Source organism: Insolitispirillum peregrinum, from assembly GCF_900156605.1.
Taxonomy (GTDB): Bacteria; Pseudomonadota; Alphaproteobacteria; order Rhodospirillales; family Rhodospirillaceae; genus Insolitispirillum; species Insolitispirillum peregrinum.
Genome location: NZ_FTOA01000005.1, coordinates 65,502 through 81,795 on the forward strand (window position 1 = coordinate 65,502; position 16,294 = coordinate 81,795).

Annotated in this window: 10 protein-coding genes; 6 read left to right on the forward strand and 4 right to left on the reverse strand. The window is 61.6% G+C overall.

Annotation, left to right across the window (positions count from 1 at the left end; all coding sequences use genetic code 11):
* Positions 1–22: 22 nt before the first annotated feature.
* Positions 23–1,153 carry a response regulator gene (locus BW995_RS13795; protein ID WP_076401007.1) on the forward strand — a complete coding sequence of 377 codons (1,131 nt, stop codon included), beginning with the start codon at positions 23–25 and terminating at the stop codon, positions 1,151–1,153.
* Positions 1,154–1,359: 206 nt separating this feature from the next.
* Here the strand turns inward: BW995_RS13795 and BW995_RS13800 are convergent, their stop codons facing one another.
* The 3 genes from BW995_RS13800 to BW995_RS13810 form a co-directional block, all read right to left on the reverse strand.
* Positions 1,360–2,670, reverse strand: coding sequence for a D-alanyl-D-alanine carboxypeptidase (locus tag BW995_RS13800; RefSeq protein WP_076401008.1), 1,311 nt, complete (start codon positions 2,668–2,670; stop codon positions 1,360–1,362).
* Positions 2,671–2,756: 86 nt separating this feature from the next.
* Positions 2,757–3,407 (reverse strand): extensin-like domain-containing protein, encoded by a 651-nt coding sequence (locus BW995_RS13805; RefSeq protein ID WP_076401009.1) that lies wholly within the window; start codon positions 3,405–3,407, stop codon positions 2,757–2,759.
* The gene (locus BW995_RS13810) at positions 3,377–3,979 is read right to left on the reverse strand and encodes a gamma-glutamylcyclotransferase (protein WP_245821461.1); all 603 of its coding nucleotides are present in this window, start codon (positions 3,977–3,979) and stop codon (positions 3,377–3,379) included. The genes BW995_RS13805 and BW995_RS13810 overlap by 31 nt, the downstream gene beginning before the upstream one ends.
* 483 nt (positions 3,980–4,462) lie before the next feature.
* Between BW995_RS13810 and BW995_RS13815 the strand changes: the two genes are divergently transcribed.
* From BW995_RS13815 to BW995_RS13835, 5 genes are all read left to right on the forward strand, one after another.
* Positions 4,463–7,276, forward strand: coding sequence for a PAS-domain containing protein (locus BW995_RS13815; protein ID WP_139332922.1), 2,814 nt, complete (start codon positions 4,463–4,465; stop codon positions 7,274–7,276).
* Between the two features lie 55 nt (positions 7,277–7,331).
* Positions 7,332–8,936: a DUF3369 domain-containing protein gene (locus tag BW995_RS13820; RefSeq protein WP_076401011.1), complete on the forward strand. Its 1,605-nt coding sequence runs from the start codon at positions 7,332–7,334 to the stop codon at positions 8,934–8,936.
* Between the two features lie 185 nt (positions 8,937–9,121).
* Positions 9,122–11,800 (forward strand): ATP-binding protein, encoded by a 2,679-nt coding sequence (locus BW995_RS13825; RefSeq protein WP_076401012.1) that lies wholly within the window; start codon positions 9,122–9,124, stop codon positions 11,798–11,800.
* 186 nt (positions 11,801–11,986) lie between these two features.
* Complete coding sequence (locus BW995_RS13830; RefSeq protein ID WP_076401013.1) at positions 11,987–13,567, forward strand: peptide chain release factor 3; 1,581 nt, start codon at positions 11,987–11,989, stop codon at positions 13,565–13,567.
* A gap of 218 nt (positions 13,568–13,785) precedes the next feature.
* Positions 13,786–15,192: a D-serine ammonia-lyase gene (locus tag BW995_RS13835; protein ID WP_139332923.1), complete on the forward strand. Its 1,407-nt coding sequence runs from the start codon at positions 13,786–13,788 to the stop codon at positions 15,190–15,192.
* A 520-nt stretch (positions 15,193–15,712) separates the two neighbouring features.
* Here BW995_RS13835 and BW995_RS13840 read toward each other — a convergent pair.
* The gene (locus tag BW995_RS13840) at positions 15,713–16,153 is read right to left on the reverse strand and encodes a flagellar assembly protein FliX (protein ID WP_076401015.1); all 441 of its coding nucleotides are present in this window, start codon (positions 16,151–16,153) and stop codon (positions 15,713–15,715) included.
* Positions 16,154–16,294 lie beyond the last annotated feature (141 nt).

The window sequence follows — 16,294 nt, forward strand, 5'->3', positions numbered from 1 at the left end:
GGTGCCCAAAGGAGCGTTCCGCATGTACACCATTCTGGTGGTGGATGATACACCTGACAACCTGCGCCTGATGGGGGCCCTGCTCAAGGACCGCTATCGGGTCAAGGTGGCGCGTGACGGGCTGCGCGGGCTGGAAATTGCCGCGACGCATCCACAGCCAGACCTGATTCTGCTGGACGTGATGATGCCGGAAATCGACGGTTTTGATGTTTGCCGCCGATTGAAGGCCGATGCCGGGACGCGCGATATCCCGGTCATTTTCCTGACCGCAAAAAGCGAAGCCGCCGACGAGCAACAGGGCTTTGATCTGGGAGCGGTCGATTATATCACCAAGCCGATCAGCCCGCCGACCCTGCTGGCGCGGGTGGATACACATCTGCGCCTGAAGGCCAGTGGCGACTTCCTGCGTGACCAGAATGCCTATCTGGAAGCCGAAGTTCAGCGCCGCAACCGCGAGCTGTCAGCGATTCAGGACGTGACGATCATGGCGCTGGCCAGTCTGGCCGAAACGCGTGACAGCGACACCGGCAACCACATTCTGCGCACCCAGCGGTACGTTGAGGTTCTGGCGCAAAAGCTGAGCACGCACCCGCGCTTTGCCGCTTTCCTGACGCCGGAAACGATTGCGATGATCGTCAAGTCGGCTCCGCTGCATGATATTGGCAAGGTTGGCATCCCTGATCGCATCCTGCTGAAGCCGGGCCGATTTACCCCCGACGAGTTCGAAATCATGAAGCGCCATACCACACTGGGTCGGGACGCCATCACGGCAGCAGAGCGCCATCTGGGGCTGGATGTCGATTTCCTGCGCTTTGCCAAGGAAATTGCCTATACCCATCAGGAAAAATGGGATGGCTCGGGCTATCCCGAAGCCCTCAAAGGGGACGATATCCCGGTTTCAGGCCGTCTGATGGCGGTGGCTGACGTCTATGATGCACTGATTTCCCGCCGGGTTTACAAGCCGGGGATGTCACACGAGCAGGCGACGGAGATCATCGCCAAGGGGCGGGGAAGCCACTTTGACCCCGACATGGTCGATGCCTTCCTTGAAATCGCCGGACAATTCCACGCCATCGCCTTGCACTATGCCGACAGTGATGAAGAGCTGGAGGCAAAGAACGCCCATCTGGAAACCTTTGCGCCAGCGGGCTGATCTGCAGGCATCAGAGCTGTAAACCCTGTTTTCTCTTTTACTTCAAAGAAATGGGGTCCGGGGCCTCAATGCCCCGGCGAGGTGTGGAGCAGCGCTCCACGTCCCTAGAGCAGCGTGCGTTAAATCGGACGCGGGCACGCTGCTCCAAGCTTTTGTTCTGTCGCATTGTTTATGCGAAAACCGGTTCCCACTTTTCGCACAATGCTCTAAAACTTCCCGTACCACTCCTTGACCAGCGCCTCTTCCTGCTCGCGGGCGGCCTTCAGCCAGGCCTTGGCCGGGTCGCGGTAGCGGGCGTCGTCGCGGCTGTCAAAGGGCAGGGCATCGTACAGGCGGCGCTGCTCGGCATCGTCACTCATGATGCAAAAGGCCAGGTCCTTGCCGGTGGCGGTGGTCAGAATGCCGGACAGGGCACGGGCATAGAACATGGTGCCGGTCTTGGTCCGCAACAGCGGGGATGCGCCCGGATCGTCGGCCATGAACGGATCGAGCTTGCGGCCCCGCAGCAAGGGTTTGACCGCCACGCCATGGAACGCTGCGGTGGCGGCGTGGGCGGTCAGGGCGGCGCACTGGCCGGGGGTCATCTGCGACTGATCGGTCAGGCCCGAGGCGTTGTGCAGGACAAACGAGGTCTTGCTCCAGGCGACATTCGGCAGCATCTGCTGAACGGCGGCATTGATCTTGCCGCCCGCCTCTGCCGGGGTGGCGCTGGCGGTGGCTTGCAGGGCCAGCGTTTCCAGCATCATGTTGTTTGAATAATACAGGCCATCGCGCAGCAGGGTAGGCAACGGCTCGCTGGTATGGCTGGCCAGAGTGGTGGTGGTGGCGCTGCTGCCTGCTGGGGCGGTTTGCGGGGCGGCCTGTGGAGTGGGGAGGGTGATTTTCTCCTGCCGGGCATAGACCGCAAACACCGATGCGGCGAACAGGCCGGGGTCCTTGACCGGCAGCCACTTGTCACCGCTGGTGAATGAGGCTGGCAGATCGACCAGCCCGGCGGGAGCCAGCGGAATTTCGCCGCCGGTGGCGGCTTTGCTCACGCCATCCTTGCCCTTGGGCCAGCGGACCAGAAAGCGCGACGAGTCCACCGCCAGCCCGCCCAACGGCGGGTTATAGGAGGCATCATCGGGCTGGCGAGGCTCGATGGCGGGCAGTGACGGAACCGCAGAGCCGTCATAAAGGAACCGGCCACTGATCTTTTTGACTCCGGCCTGCGCCAGCGCTTTGGCCATCTGTTGCAGGTCTTCGTGAACCAGCGACGGATCACCGCCACCGACCAGCAGCAGGTCGCCCTGCAGAACGCCCTTTTTGTCAATGCTGCCGGATGACAGCAGGCGGGTGGTAAAGCGGGTTTCGGCAGGCAGGCGGTCAAGGATCACCAGAGCCGCAGGCAGTTTGGCCACCGAGGCCGGGATATAGGGGGCGCGCACATCGCGGGCGAGCAGGACCTTGCCGCTATCGACCTCGATGACCGCATAGCCGGTGCGGGTCTCGGCCTGGGCGCTGGCAAGCGGGGCCATGGCACATCCCAGCAGGCCGACGGCCAGAAGGGTGTCTCGCAGTGAAGGGGGGCTCTGACGGCGGGCAGACTTGGGGCGGGCGGGCGTTACAGGCTGCACAGTTTCCACGGTCCAATATCCAGATGCAGATGGTTTTCGTGATCTTTGTCCGAGTTCGGTGTCAGCACGACACTGAACAGGCCACAGGCTCCGCGGGCGACGTCACGCAGGAATGCGCCCTTGCTGCCGCCTGCCGACCAGTCTTTTTCCACGCTGATCCGGGTGCCGTTGGCCAGTTCGAAACCAGCGATGTCAATTGCCTTGCCAAAGGCGTGCTCGGACAGGCGCGACCGGTTGGAGGTGCGGCCGCGGCAATTGTAGCCACCGTAATGAAAAATCTTTTTCAGATCCTGCTGAAAATGCTGCTGGACTGCCGGACGAACGACGTTTTCCTCCCACAGCGACACCTGACGGGCCAGCGAGCAGTCAACCGTCACTGGCTTGTCGAGTGCAAAGGGGACTTCGGTCAGGGAAATGGCGGTGCTGACGCCACAGGCCCCGCTCTGCGCCGTATCCGGCAGGCGGTTAAAGGCCACGCCGCGATAGGACAGGTCGATGATGCATGCCGGGCCGGTCAGATAGGTTGACGCGGGAACCTGTGTGCTGCGCTGTGCCGGGGGCGGAGAGCCGGCGCAGGCACTGAGCAGGGCCAGCAGGACGATCGGTATTAACGGGCGGAGGAGGAATCTGGCAGGCATTGTCTCACGGCGTGCAGGGAACGATCTGTAATCCCCAGCGCGTCCAGATGGGCGAGGGTTGAGCAAAGATACTCTGTATTGCTGCCAAGATCACCGGTTGCTTTGGCAATAATTTTTGCCGTTTCGGCCACCGACAGTTTTCCGGCATAGCGCGGGCAGAGCTGGTTCATCACAAAGGCCAGCGCCGGGATTGACTGGTCGGGGGTGCGCACCGGCAGCCAGCGCGGCAGATAGCCGTCCGAGACCATTTCCCGTCGCCACAGGATCGCCAGTTCTTCGCGCACCTGCGGCCCGGCGATGCGAAAGGCGACCCCTCGGCAGGACCCTCCGCGATCCAGTCCCAGCACCAGACCGGGGTGCTGGGGGGTGCCCCGACCGGCAGGCGTCCACAGGCAAAAGCGACGGTGATAGCCGTGCAGGGTGGCCCGCTGGTGCTCGACCACATGCAGGGCCGGGTTCCACATCAGGGAGCCATAGCCAAAAATCCACGCATCTCCGCCAGCCTGAACGCTGGCCGGGGCACTGGCAAGGGTCTGGTCGAGGGATTCGGCCATTTCCTCCGCGCTGGTCACGGGAATCAGGCCCTTGCATGCGGCAACCATCCGCATCAGCGCACCATCTCGGATCTCTTCACGGGAAATCACAGCGCGGTCCTTGTTTTCAGCATTTTTTCCGAGGTCTTGAAACAGCTCCCGGCACGCCAGGACATCTCGTTGTTTTATACCGTGAGAGGGAGGCCAGATGCAAAGCTGCAGTCCATTTTGCCCACTGCGCCGGGAGCAGGCACGGCAAAAAGCAAATAGCAGAATTACCTTATAAACGCATAAACTTTCTGACTGTAGTGCTGCATGATCTGCATTCTGTGGGTGAAGTCACCGTCACAAGGGAATTATGCATGTAAAATCATGGCCTTATACCTAGGTATAGGGCCGGAGATTGATAAAAAGTCTTGTATCTTTCCCAAACGGCAGCCGTATAGTAATCCTTGTTATGTGTCGGATAAGCAAAAAGAATGACCGTAACGATAAAAAGTGGCCCAAAAAAACGGGGGCATCATGGGAGGAGTTGTCGAATGCCTGTCCACCTCGGCGGTGGACAGCGTATTGTCGTCAGTGTTGACTGGTTTACCGGATGGGGTTGCCGTTTTTGACGGGAACGCCCGGCTGGTTGTTGCCAATCCTGCCTGCGGTATCTTGCTTCGCTTGCCTGACGGCTTGATGCGGGCGGGGACGCCGCTGCGGGACATGGCTGCCTGCCGTCTGCATGCGGCGATCATCGCCGGTGCCGAACCGGGGGGATTGGCGCACCGGCTGGATGAGGTGGAGGAGCGGGCCCGGCGCAGCCTGACAGACTCCTTTGAATTCCGTTTGCATCAGCCCGAAGGCGTAGTGCTGGAGGTCAGTTCGCGCCCTGTCGTCATTCCGGCGGGGGGGGCATGGCGCAGTGGTCCGGGGTTCGTCTGGACCATCCGCGACATTACCCGGCAGTGTCAGGCCGCCGAGGCGATGGCCCGCAGGCAGGAACGCTATGATCTGGCGTTGCAGTCGGCCAACGAAGGGCTTTATGACTGGGACATCGGCCACAACACCATTTTCTTTTCCGAGCGCCTGCGCGAGTTGTTCGGGCTGAACGATCAGCAGCACAGCCCGGAAGACTGGTCCAGCCGCATTTATCCCGATGACCGGCCGCTCTACAAGGCGGCCCACCGGGCGCACCTCAAGGGGCAGACGGCCCGCTTTGCCTGCGAATACCGCATGCAGACCGGCGATGGTCGCCTGCTGTGGGTGCGCCAGCACGGCATTGCGGTGCGGGATGCCGAAGGCCGGGCCGTGCGGCTGACCGGCTCGGTGGCCGATGTCAGCGAGTACCGCGAAGCAACACGGGCGTTAAGGGCCAGCGAAGAACGCCACATGATGGCCATGCAGGCGCTGAATGAGGGTGTCTATGAATGGTCGCTGGCCGATGGGGTCGTTCATGTCAGCGAACGGTTGCAGATGCTGTTCGGCATGGCTCGTTCCTCGTTTCCGTCCGATGGCTGGGTTGACCGGGTTCATCCCGATGACCGGACCCGTTTTCTGCTGGCGCAGCGGGCATTGCTGAAAGGCGATGTTCCCCGCCTCGAAATGGATTATCGCCTGCGGTGGGGCGATCAGTCTGCCGATGAGAGGGGCGGCGAGGATGCGCCCGAGTGGCGTTGGGTTCGGCATCGTGGTGTGGCCATGCGGGATGCCCGGGGCCGGGTGGTGCGGGTGATTGGCTCGTCGGGGGATATCACCGACCAGCGCCGTGCCGAAGACGCGCTGCAGGAAAGCCAGCGGGCGCTGAATGCCGAGCGGGAAATTCTGCAGGCAACGCTGGAAAACATGGATCAGGGGATCTTCATGGCCGACAGCGCCCAGCGGCTGGTGGCCCACAACAGCCGTTTTGGCCAAATGTTCGGGTTCGATCCGGGCGAAATCGTCAACGGCATGGCGCTGGACGACATTTTGCGCCGCCTGTGGCTCCGGGATGCCATTCCGCAGCCCTATGAACGGCTGCACGAGACCTTTCTGGGGGAAGAGTGCTGCCAGACGGTCAATACCCATGAAATCCACCGCATGGAAGGGCAGGTGATCGAAGCCCGCAACGTGCCGCTGGGGGATGGCCGCTTTGTCCGCACCTTTACCGATGTCACCGCCCGCAAGCAGGCCGAAGCCGCCGTTCGCGAACTGATCGAGGCGATGCCGCTGCCGTTGGTGGTGACGGCGCTGGACAGTCATCATGTCCTTTATGCCAACCAGTGCGCCCAGCAGGCGTACCGCATTCAGTTGGGCATGGGGGCGGTTCACAGTGCCTATGTCAATCCGGCGGAACGGGACCTGCTGGTGGCGGCGCTGGAGCAGGATGGCGAGGTCAATGACTTTGAAACCCGCCTGCGCACCCCCGACGGCGCCGACGTGTGGGTGCTGATGAGTGCCCGCCGGATGGTCTATCGCGGGCAGCGGGCCATTCTGGTGGCTTCGCTGGTGATTAACGAACGCAAGGCACTGGAACGGGACCTGACCGACGCCAAGCTAAAGGCCGAGCAGGCGCTGGCCGAGTTGCAGGCGACCCAGCAAAGCCTGATCGAAGCGGAAAAAATGGCCTCGCTGGGGGGATTGGTGGCCGGGGTGGCGCACGAAATCAATACCCCGGTGGGGATCACCCTGACCACCGCCAGCCATTTGCAGGAAAAGGTGACCCAGCTCGGTCGCCTGTTTGAAAGCGGGAGCATTCGCAAGCAGGATTTTGCCGCATTCCTGTCGGTGGCCAACAGTGCCTGCGCCTTGCTGATGTCCAATTCCACCCGTGCCGCCAATCTGATCCAGAGTTTCAAACAGGTGGCGGTGGATCAGGCGAGCGAGGAGCGGCGGCGCTTTGATCTGCGCAGCTATATCGACGAAATCCTGCTGAGTCTGGGGCCGCGCCTGCGCCGGTCTCCGCACCGGGTCGAGGTGGCATGCCCCGAGGAAATCGAGGTGGACAGCTACCCCGGTCCGCTCAGTCAGGTGCTGACCAATTTCGTGATGAATTCACTGCTGCACGGCTTGCAGGATGATCAACCGGGGGTTATCTCGATTGTGGTGGAGCGTGTTGACGTCGGCATGCCTTCCGGGGCGGTGATCGAGGTGTGCTATCAGGATTCTGGTCGGGGTATTCCGGCGGAGAACCTGAAAAAAGTCTTTGATCCCTTCTTTACCACCCGACGGGGGGAAGGCGGCTCTGGTCTGGGGCTGAACATTGTCTACAACATCGTCACCCAAACCCTGAAGGGGTCCATCCGGGTTGAAAGCCCCCCCGGCAGTGGGGCCCGCTTCATCCTGCGGTTTCCGCAACGGGTGCCGCAATAACGGATAAAGACCGCTGGATCGTCATGGGCAGATCGGAATAGGGAGGATAAAAATAATGAGCAATGACCTGCTGTTTGACGATGATGCCCCCTTGTTCGATGAACAGGACGAGCTGTTCATGCTGTCCGAGACCGACCAGCCAACCCTCCGGCGGCAGGGCTGGAAGGTGCTGGTTGTCGATGATGAACCCGAAGTCCATGCCATGACCGCCATGGTGCTGGCCGACGTGACCTATCAGGGGCGTGGCATCGAGATGATCTCGGCCTATTCAGCCGGGCAGGCGCGCGATATCCTGAGCCAGACGCCGGATCTGGCCTGCATCCTGCTTGATGTGGTGATGGAAACCGACGATGCCGGTTTGCAGCTGGTGCGCTTTATCCGTCAACAGCTTGGCAATCATAACAGCCGGATCATCCTGCGGACCGGCCAACCCGGGCAGGCACCGGAACGGGATGTGATCGTTGATTATGACATTAACGACTACAAGGCCAAAACCGAGCTGACATCACAAAAACTGTTCACCTCCATGATCGCCGCCCTGCGGTCCTATGATGACATTCTGGCGCTGGAAATGAGCCGGGCCGGGTTGCAAAAGATCATTGATGCGTCGGCCAACCTGTTTCAGGTCCGCTCGATGCAAAGCTTTTCCTCCGGGGTGCTGACCCAGCTTTCGGCGCTGCTGGGGGTGTCGGTCAGTGGCATTCTGTGTGCCCAGTCGGGCGGAGTATCGCAAGAGCCAGGCCCGTCTGACGACCTGTTCATTCTGGCCGGAGCGGGCAACTATGAACATTGCTCCGAACAGACGTCCGGGCAAAACCTTGATCCCCTGATCCTGTCCACCATCCGGGGGGTGCTGATCAGCAAGGCGAATCGTTACAGTGATGACCACATTGCGCTGTACATCCGGACGCCCAACCAGCGGGAAGTGGTGGCCTATCTGCATGTTCATCGTCCGCTGGGGCCGCTGGATGAAAAGCTGGTCGAGGTGTTCTGCGGCAAGGTTTCGGTCGGCTTTGACAATATCTGGCTGTACGAACAACTGAAGCGGGCGCACGAAGCGACGGTGGTCGCACTGGCCGGTCTGGCCGAGTACAAGGACAACGATACCGGCGAGCATGTCCTGCGGGTGGAGCAGATCACCAGTTCGACGGCGCGCAGCCTGCGGCAGATGGGGGCCTATGAAAGCGAGCTGACCGACGTGTTTTTAGAGCAGGTCGGGATGGCCGCGATCCTGCACGACGTTGGCAAGGTGTCCATCCCTGATCATATCCTGCAAAAGCCGGGGCGGCTGACGGCAGAGGAATTCACCATCATGAAAGAGCATGCTGGCAGTGGTGGTGGTATTCTGCAACGGGCGGCGCGGATGGTCTCGGGGGCCAGTTACCTGTCTCTGGGGGCGGAAATCGCCTCGTGTCACCATGAGCGCTGGGACGGGAACGGTTATCCTCGTGGCCTGAAGGGGGAGGATATTCCGCTGTCGGCACGGATTGTGGCGGTGGCCGACGTATATGACGCGCTGATCAGTGCCCGGCCTTACAAGGCCCCATGGCCGTTCGAGGAAGCCATCGCCTATATCCGGCAAGGCGCCGGAAGCCAGTTCGATCCGTTGGTGGTCGAGGCCTTTATGAGGGAAATTGGAGCCGGGAATACCTGCGTTTAGGAGGTGTTGCCGTTCTGGCCGCGGACAAAAGGCGGGCATCGCCTTTGCCTGTGGTGCAGTAGGGTTTCTTTTCTGCCTGTAATGGGCATAAAATGCACTGCAACAGGGAACGGTCTCCGGATTTCGGGGGCCGTTCCGTTATTCGCTGACTTGTGCCTGAAACGTCCTGATCACGGTTTCCTCTGATGTCTGCTCGCTGGTTGATGCGTCTCGTCCCCTTTTTGCTGACCGTCCTGATCAGCTGCCTGGCCCTGTGGGCCTGGTGGCGGGGTGAGCACGAGATTGCCCGGCAGGTGGAAAGCCGGGTCGAGCAGGAAGTCAGCCGGCTGGGGGCCAATTTCCGTCGGGCCATGCGCAGTCAACGGGCGACGCTGATGGCATCGCAAGGTCTGGTGGTCAGTCAGCCGATGCTGTCCACGACGGAATGGCGCCTGTTTCATCAGAACCTGATGACTGCGGAAAGTCAGGGGGGCCTGCGGAGTGTCTATTTCTTTCAGCAGGTGACTGACGAGCGGCTTCCTCAGTTGGTGCTACAGCAACGGGCTCTTCATGATGGTGCGTTTGTCCTGCAAGGCAATTTGGCGCAGGGGGGCAATCACCTGATTGCCGTGTTGGGGGCCTCGCTGGGCGGTCATACGCCGCTGTCCCACAACGATGCCGACGATCCGTTGCTGCAATCGGTTCTGGGGACGGATTTGCTGGCTGCCGGAGTGATTCTGCCCGACCTGTCGGTATTGCAGGAGGCCATCAAGGTGCAGCAGTCCCGCATGACGGGTCGGTTGCCGGTGGCCCTGCAAAGTGGTGTGTCCCGCAACAGCCTGTACCTCGTCCCTGTTTTCCGCGATGACATGGGGCGGGAAGCAGACCAGCCACCAGTCTTGCGCGGGGTGCTGGTCGGCCTGTCGGACATGGCGGTGGTGGCGCGGCAAGCGGCGACCACCGACGATGCTCATCTGGCGGTTGCCGTCTTTGATCTGGGCGCGGGCTTTGGGGACCGCAACGGTGCCAGGGACCGGGTACGGGATCTGGTGTGGAGCAACGATGACGGTTTTAACTGGCAGGCCCCACCCCTGACATCGGCGGGCACGGACCAGAGCACGCAGGTCTTTTTTGCCGGGCGGACGTGGGAAATCCGGGCGGTGGCCCTGCCCGAAGCCTATGGGCAGCAAGAGCAGCGCGCCGCCAACATGATCCGCAGTCTGGGCGGGATCGTCATTGCCTTTCTGGTCGGAGGGATTGCCTGGCTGCTGGTGTCGCGTGGCGATCTGGCCGAGGCCGAAGTGGCAGATATCAGTACCGCGCTGGAACATTCCGAAGCCCGCTACAGCCGCCTGTTCCGCTATAACCGGGCGGTGGAACTTCTGGTCGATCCGTCCAGTGGGGCGATTGTTGACGCCAACGAGGCGGCGGCGAGCTTTTACGGTTGGCGGCGTGACCAGCTGTGTATGATGAACATTTGTGACATCAATGCCTTGAACCCGGAAGAGGTCCGGGCTGAAATGAACAAGGCCCAAAAGGAACTGCGCAGCGAATTCAATTTCCGCCACCGCCTGTCTTCGGGGGAGGTGCGGGATGTCGAAGTCTATTCCGGCCCGATCGAGGTTGATCTGGGCGATGGGCGTGGTACCCGGTCCCTGCTGTATTCGGTGATCCACGATGTCAGTGAACGGCGACGGGCCGAACGGGCACTGACCGCATCCGAAGCCCATTTCCGGGTGCTGTTCGAAAAAAGCCCGCTGGCGATCCAGATCATCAATGCCGAAGGCCAGACCATCCGGGTGAACCACGCCTGGGAAGGGCTGTGGAAGCAATCGTCAGCATCGGTGATCCGCGGAGGACGCACCCTGCTGAACGATCCGCAGTTGATCGAAAACGGTGTCGCCGACTGTCTGCGGACCGCGCTGACCGGGCAGATGGTCGAAATCCCGCCGTTCAGTTATGCCCTGCCGGGTCTGGGGGCGCATCCGCTGTGGATGCATGCCTTTGCCTACCCGATTACCGGCCCGGCCTCCGCTCACGATGGCCGCAACGATCTGCCGGGCGATGTGATCATCATTTATGACAACGTGACCGATAGTTTCCACCAGCAACAGCGCCTGAAGCGGACGCTGGAGGACTTGCAGCGGTCGAACGAGGAACTGGAACAGTTTGCCTATGTTGCCTCGCATGACCTGCAAGAGCCGTTGCGGATGGTGTCCAGCTACCTGGGCCTGCTGCGCAAGCGGTACGGTGACGATATGGCCCCTGACGCGCGCGAGTTCATGGACTTTGCCCTCGACGGGGCGCACCACATGCAGGAACTGATCCGCGATTTGCTGGATTATGCCCGCGTCGGGCGGGTGGTGGACGAAAATGGTGTGATCGACAGCCGGCGGGCGGTTGACGAAGCCCGCGCCGAATTGGCGGGGGTGATCGAGCGCACCGGGGCGAAAATCAGCGATGGCTGGTTGCCGCAGGTGGCGGTTGATGCCGGTGAACTGACCCGCCTGTTCGTCAATCTGCTGGGCAATGCGCTGAAGTATCACAAGCCCGATGTGGCGCCGGAAATCCACATCGAGGCCCGCCGACAGGGGGCGATGTGGCGTTTCAGCGTTGATGACAACGGCATTGGCATCGACCCCGAGCATCACGAAAAGATTTTCAAGATTTTCCAGCGCCTCCATGGCGGCGGCACATCGGGAGGAACCGGGGTCGGGCTGGCGATTTGTCGCAAGATTGTCGAGCACAACGGCGGCCAGATCGGGGTGCAGTCCCAGCCGGGAAGCGGCTCCAGTTTCTGGTTCACCCTGCCGGTTCACAACGATGATGGCAGCCCGGCCAGTGGCCCGGAAAATCCGGCAGCGATGCGCGTGACCGATATGTGAAGGATTGCGGTTCCCGCCATTGGCTGTTAGACCATCGTGCGTTGGATCCGGAACGGACACGATCGTCTGGTTTGCCCTTCTTTCGGCGCGTGCCTTAAGGCCAAGGACAGACATGTCGGCGGGCAGAGCGGGCCGGGTCTGTGGTGATCTTTTGCTGTTTGTTTTCTCCCATCGGGACCCTTGCTCATGAGTTCCCTTCCCCAAGCCGTCTCGCGGCGGCGCACTTTTGCGATTATTTCGCACCCGGACGCCGGTAAAACGACTCTGACCGAAAAGCTGCTGCTGTTCGGAGGTGCCATTCAGCTTGCCGGTGCCGTCAAGGCCCGCGGGGAACAGCGTCGCGCGCGCTCGGACTGGATGAAGGTCGAACGCGAGCGTGGTATCTCGGTGGCATCGTCGGTGATGACCTTCGATTACGCGGGCTGCACGTTCAACCTGCTCGACACGCCGGGCCACGAAGACTTTTCCGAAGATACCTATCGCGTGCTGACTGCCGTTGACAGCGCGGTGATGGTGATCGACGCCGCCAAGGGGATCGAAGAGCAGACCCGCAAGCTGTTTGAAGTCTGTCGTCTGCGCGATGTGCCGATCATCACCTTCATCAACAAGATGGACCGTGAAACCCGCGATCCGTTCGAGCTGATGGACGAAATCGAACAGACGCTGGCACTGGACGTGACTCCGGCCTCGTGGCCGATTGGCATGGGCCGTGAATTCCTCGGGTGTTATGACCTGTGGAAAGACAGTCTGGTGCTGTTGTCGCGCACCAAGGGTGGCCTGCCTGACGCGGGTGAGCCGTGCAGCGGGATTGATGACCCGATGCTGGACGCCCAGTTGCCCGCCCATGCGGTGGAAAAGCTGCGCGAAAGCGTCGAAATGGCCCGCGCCCTGTGCCCGGCCTTTGACCCGGAAAGCTATCTGGCCGGTCATATGACCCCGGTGTTTTTCGGTTCGGCGGTCAACAATTTTGGTGTGCGTGAGCTGTTGCAGGGGTTGGCCGATCAGGCGCCGCCGCCGCGTCCGCAGCCAACTGCCCAGCGGGCGGTCGATCCGTGCGAAGAAACCGTTTCGGGCGTGGTGTTCAAGATCCAGGCCAACATGGACCCCAAGCACCGTGACCGCATCGCCTTTGTGCGTCTGGCCTCGGGGCACTTCAAGCGCGGGATGAAGCTGAAGCACATCCGCTCGGGCAAGCAACTGACCATGCACAACCCGGTGATGTTCCTCGCTCAGGACCGCGAAGTGGCGGAAGAGGCCTTCCCCGGTGACATCATCGGGGTGCCGAACCATGGCAACCTGCGCATCGGTGACGCCTTGACCGAAGGCGAAGATCTGGTGTTCACCGGCATTCCGTCCTTTGCGCCGGAACTGCTGCAAAAGGTGCGCCCGACTGACCCGCTGAAAGCCAAGCATCTGGGCCGCGCCTTGACCCAGCTGGCCGAAGAGGGGGCCGCGCGGGTGTTCAAGCCGCGGATCGGTGCCGACTGGATCGTCGGAGTGGTCGGTGCCCTGCAGTTCGAAGTGATGGCCGACCGCATCCGGACGGAATACGACGTGCCGGTGGTGTTCGAACCGACCAGCCTGTACACCGCCCGCTGGCTGGAAAGCGACGATCCGCTGGCGCTGAAGAAGCTTCTGGACGGCAACGCCGGAGCCATTGCCGACGACCATGATGGCTCGCCGGTGTTCCTGGCGCGCAATGCCTGGCATCTGGACAAGGCGGTGGACGATCATCCAAAGGTCCGCTTCCTGAAGACCAAAGGGTAAGGCTAGAGCAGTGAGCGCAAAAGTGGGAACCGGTTTTGCGCAAAATCACTGCGGCACTATAAAAGGCAGTGAGTGCAAAAGTGGGAACCGGTTTTGCGCGTAATCACTGCGACAAAACAAACGCTGTTGCCGGGGTAATAAACGGGGCTGTTCTTTCCGGCAGGAGAGGGCGGCCCCGTTGCCTGTAAGGGCAGAATACCATGAAAGGGATGGCCACCATGACACCTGTTATTGCTGATCCTGCCCTGCTGACCCATCCGGCGCTGGCGGCTGCGGCGGCCCGTCGTGAGACATGCTGGTTCAATCCGCAATGGCAACCGCTGGGCAAAGCTCAGGCCACACTGCCGGTCGACGCAACCGTGATTGATGGCGCCGAGGCTCGTCTGGCCCGCTGTGCGCCGTTGATGGCGGCAGCGTTTCCGCTGACCGCCGGGCAGGGGGGCATTCTTGAGTCTCCATTGCTGCCTGTGCCTGCTTTGCATCAGCATCTTGAGCGGGGATGGAATCGTCCGTTGCCGGGGCACCTGTGGCTGAAGGCCGATCATGCCCTGCCGGTGTCGGGGTCGATCAAGGCGCGCGGCGGCATTCACGAGGTGCTGAAGGTCGCGGAAACGGTGGCTCTGCGGGCTGGCTTGTGGGCCGGGCCGGAGGAAAATACCCGCCGCCTGCTGTCGCCGCAGTGCCGGGCCGAATTCCAGCGCCACGAAATCGCGGTTGGCTCGACTGGAAATCTGGGGCTGAGCATCGGGATCATGGCCGCCCGGCTGGGATTTTCAGCCACTGTCCACATGTCGGCGGATGCAAAGGGGTGGAAAAAGGCTCTGCTGCGCGAAAAGGGCGTGCAGGTGGTTGAGTACGCCGAGGACTACAGCGCCGCTGTTGCGCAGGGGCGGCAGCAGGCGCAGGCCAATCCGCTGTGCCACTTTGTGGATGATGAAAACTCGCTGGACTTGTTCGCAGGTTATGCGGTGGCTGCGCGGCGGTTGGCCGGGCAATTCGCGGTAAACGGGATTGTGGTTGATGCTGATCACCCGCTGTTTGTCTATCTGCCGTGCGGGGTGGGCGGTGGGCCGGGCGGTGTGGCCTTTGGCCTGCGTCAGCAGTTCGGTGACGCGGTGCATTGTCTGTTTGCCGAGCCGGTCGAGGCTCCGTGCATGCTGCTGGGGATGGCCAGCGGGCGGCATCATCAGGTGGCGGTGCAGGATTTGGGCCTGAGCGGTCAAACCTGTGCCGATGGTCTGGCGGTGGGCCGGGCGTCGGGCTTTGTCGGTGGGGTGATGGAGCCGTTGCTGAGCGGGATTTTCACCGTCAGCGATGCACATCTGTTGCAAATGGTGGTGGCCTTGCAGCAGGCTGAAGGGCTGATGGTCGAGCCGTCTGCGGTGGCCGGGGTGCCGGGGGTTGGCTGGGTCAGCGCGCCGCAGGCTACGGGATGGCGGCAGGCGCACGGGCTGACCGATCAGAATTTGCAACGCGCCACGCATCTGGTGTGGTCAACGGGTGGTTCGATGGTTCCAGTCGACGAACAGGAACGGACACTGGCCGCTGGTCAGGCGTACGGCCCGCTGGAGTATTGGGGCTTTGAGGGGGAGCAGCCAAACCCGTTCGTTAGATCAAAAGGTTAGATCAGCCTGCCTGCGTCAGATCACAGGACACGACAGTTGGTGGGATCAGTGCGGGCTACCGCCCGAACCCGTTTGGTGGCGATGCCCCCAAGCTCCCATTTTTCTTTAAAAATCAAGTCAATGGGGTCTGGGGCCTGAAGGCCCCAGCGAGGTTTGGAGCAGCGCTCCATGGTTCTTGGTTTTTATCGTACCTGCGCTCGGAGTGGGCTTTCGCCTCTGCTCGGGATTTGAATCTGTTCATTCAGCAAATGCGTCGTCGCAGGGGCTTTGCCCCTGCTCGGGATTTGAATCTGTTCATTCAGCAAATGCGTCGTCGCAGGGGCTTTCGCCCCTGCTCGGGATTTGAGTCTGTTCATTCAGCAAATGCGTCGTCGCAGGGGCTTTCGCCCCTGCTCGGGATTTGAGTCTGTTCATTCAGCAAATGCGTCGTCGCAGGGGCTTTGCCCCTGCTCGGGATTTGAGTCTGTTCATTCAGCAAATGCGTCGTCGCAGGGGCTTTCGCCCCTGCTCGGGATTTGCGCTACCGCATCCCCAGCTTGGCCAGTTCGACTTCGGCGCGCAGCTCGATTTCATCGAGCAGGGCGGCCAGTTCGGGGTCGGCACCGCTGTCCCGCTTGCTGCGGACCATTTCGGACAGTTTCGACAGGCGGTCGATGGGGATGGTGCCCAGCAACAGGCCCCGACGGATGTCTTCCAGGCGGTCGAGCAGCTCTTCGCCACGGGCAATCATCCGGCGGCGGCCCCGGTTGCTGCCATCGGCATCGACCGCCTGAATGGCCAGCAGGCTTTCCAGGCCACTGAGTGCCTGCGGGGCTTCCAGACCGTGGACGCTGGCGGTTTCCTCAACGGCGGCAGCACCTTGCAAATGATCGACGAAGCCGCTGGCCGACGGGCCGGCGGATTTCGTTGTGCGGTTCGTCGATGACGGACCAGAAGAGCGACCACTGCCTGAAATCTTCATCGGGGTTCATTCACAATCACTGGAGTTTGTCTGGTTCGACCGGAACGAGTCCGAGTCTACGGGGAGTTTCCTCGCGGTGAAAGGGAAAATGAGTCCCGGGTCAGCGGCATTTTTTGCCTAGCCAAAGGGTGGAAAGTGCCG

Excerpts from the sequence above, each read along its gene's own strand:
- BW995_RS13800 (WP_076401008.1), bottom strand. The coding sequence starts at position 2,670 with ATGGCCCCGCTTGCCAGCGCCCAGGCCGAGACCCGCACCGGCTATGCG.
- BW995_RS13840 (WP_076401015.1), bottom strand. The coding sequence starts at position 16,153 with ATGAAGATTTCAGGCAGTGGTCGCTCTTCTGGTCCGTCATCGACGAAC.
- BW995_RS13795 (WP_076401007.1), top strand. The coding sequence starts at position 23 with ATGTACACCATTCTGGTGGTGGATGATACACCTGACAACCTGCGCCTG.
- BW995_RS13805 (WP_076401009.1), bottom strand. The coding sequence starts at position 3,407 with ATGCCTGCCAGATTCCTCCTCCGCCCGTTAATACCGATCGTCCTGCTG.
- BW995_RS13830 (WP_076401013.1), top strand. The coding sequence starts at position 11,987 with ATGAGTTCCCTTCCCCAAGCCGTCTCGCGGCGGCGCACTTTTGCGATT.
- BW995_RS13815 (WP_139332922.1), top strand. The coding sequence starts at position 4,463 with ATGGGAGGAGTTGTCGAATGCCTGTCCACCTCGGCGGTGGACAGCGTA.
- BW995_RS13835 (WP_139332923.1), top strand. The coding sequence starts at position 13,786 with ATGACACCTGTTATTGCTGATCCTGCCCTGCTGACCCATCCGGCGCTG.
- BW995_RS13825 (WP_076401012.1), top strand. The coding sequence starts at position 9,122 with ATGTCTGCTCGCTGGTTGATGCGTCTCGTCCCCTTTTTGCTGACCGTC.
- BW995_RS13820 (WP_076401011.1), top strand. The coding sequence starts at position 7,332 with ATGAGCAATGACCTGCTGTTTGACGATGATGCCCCCTTGTTCGATGAA.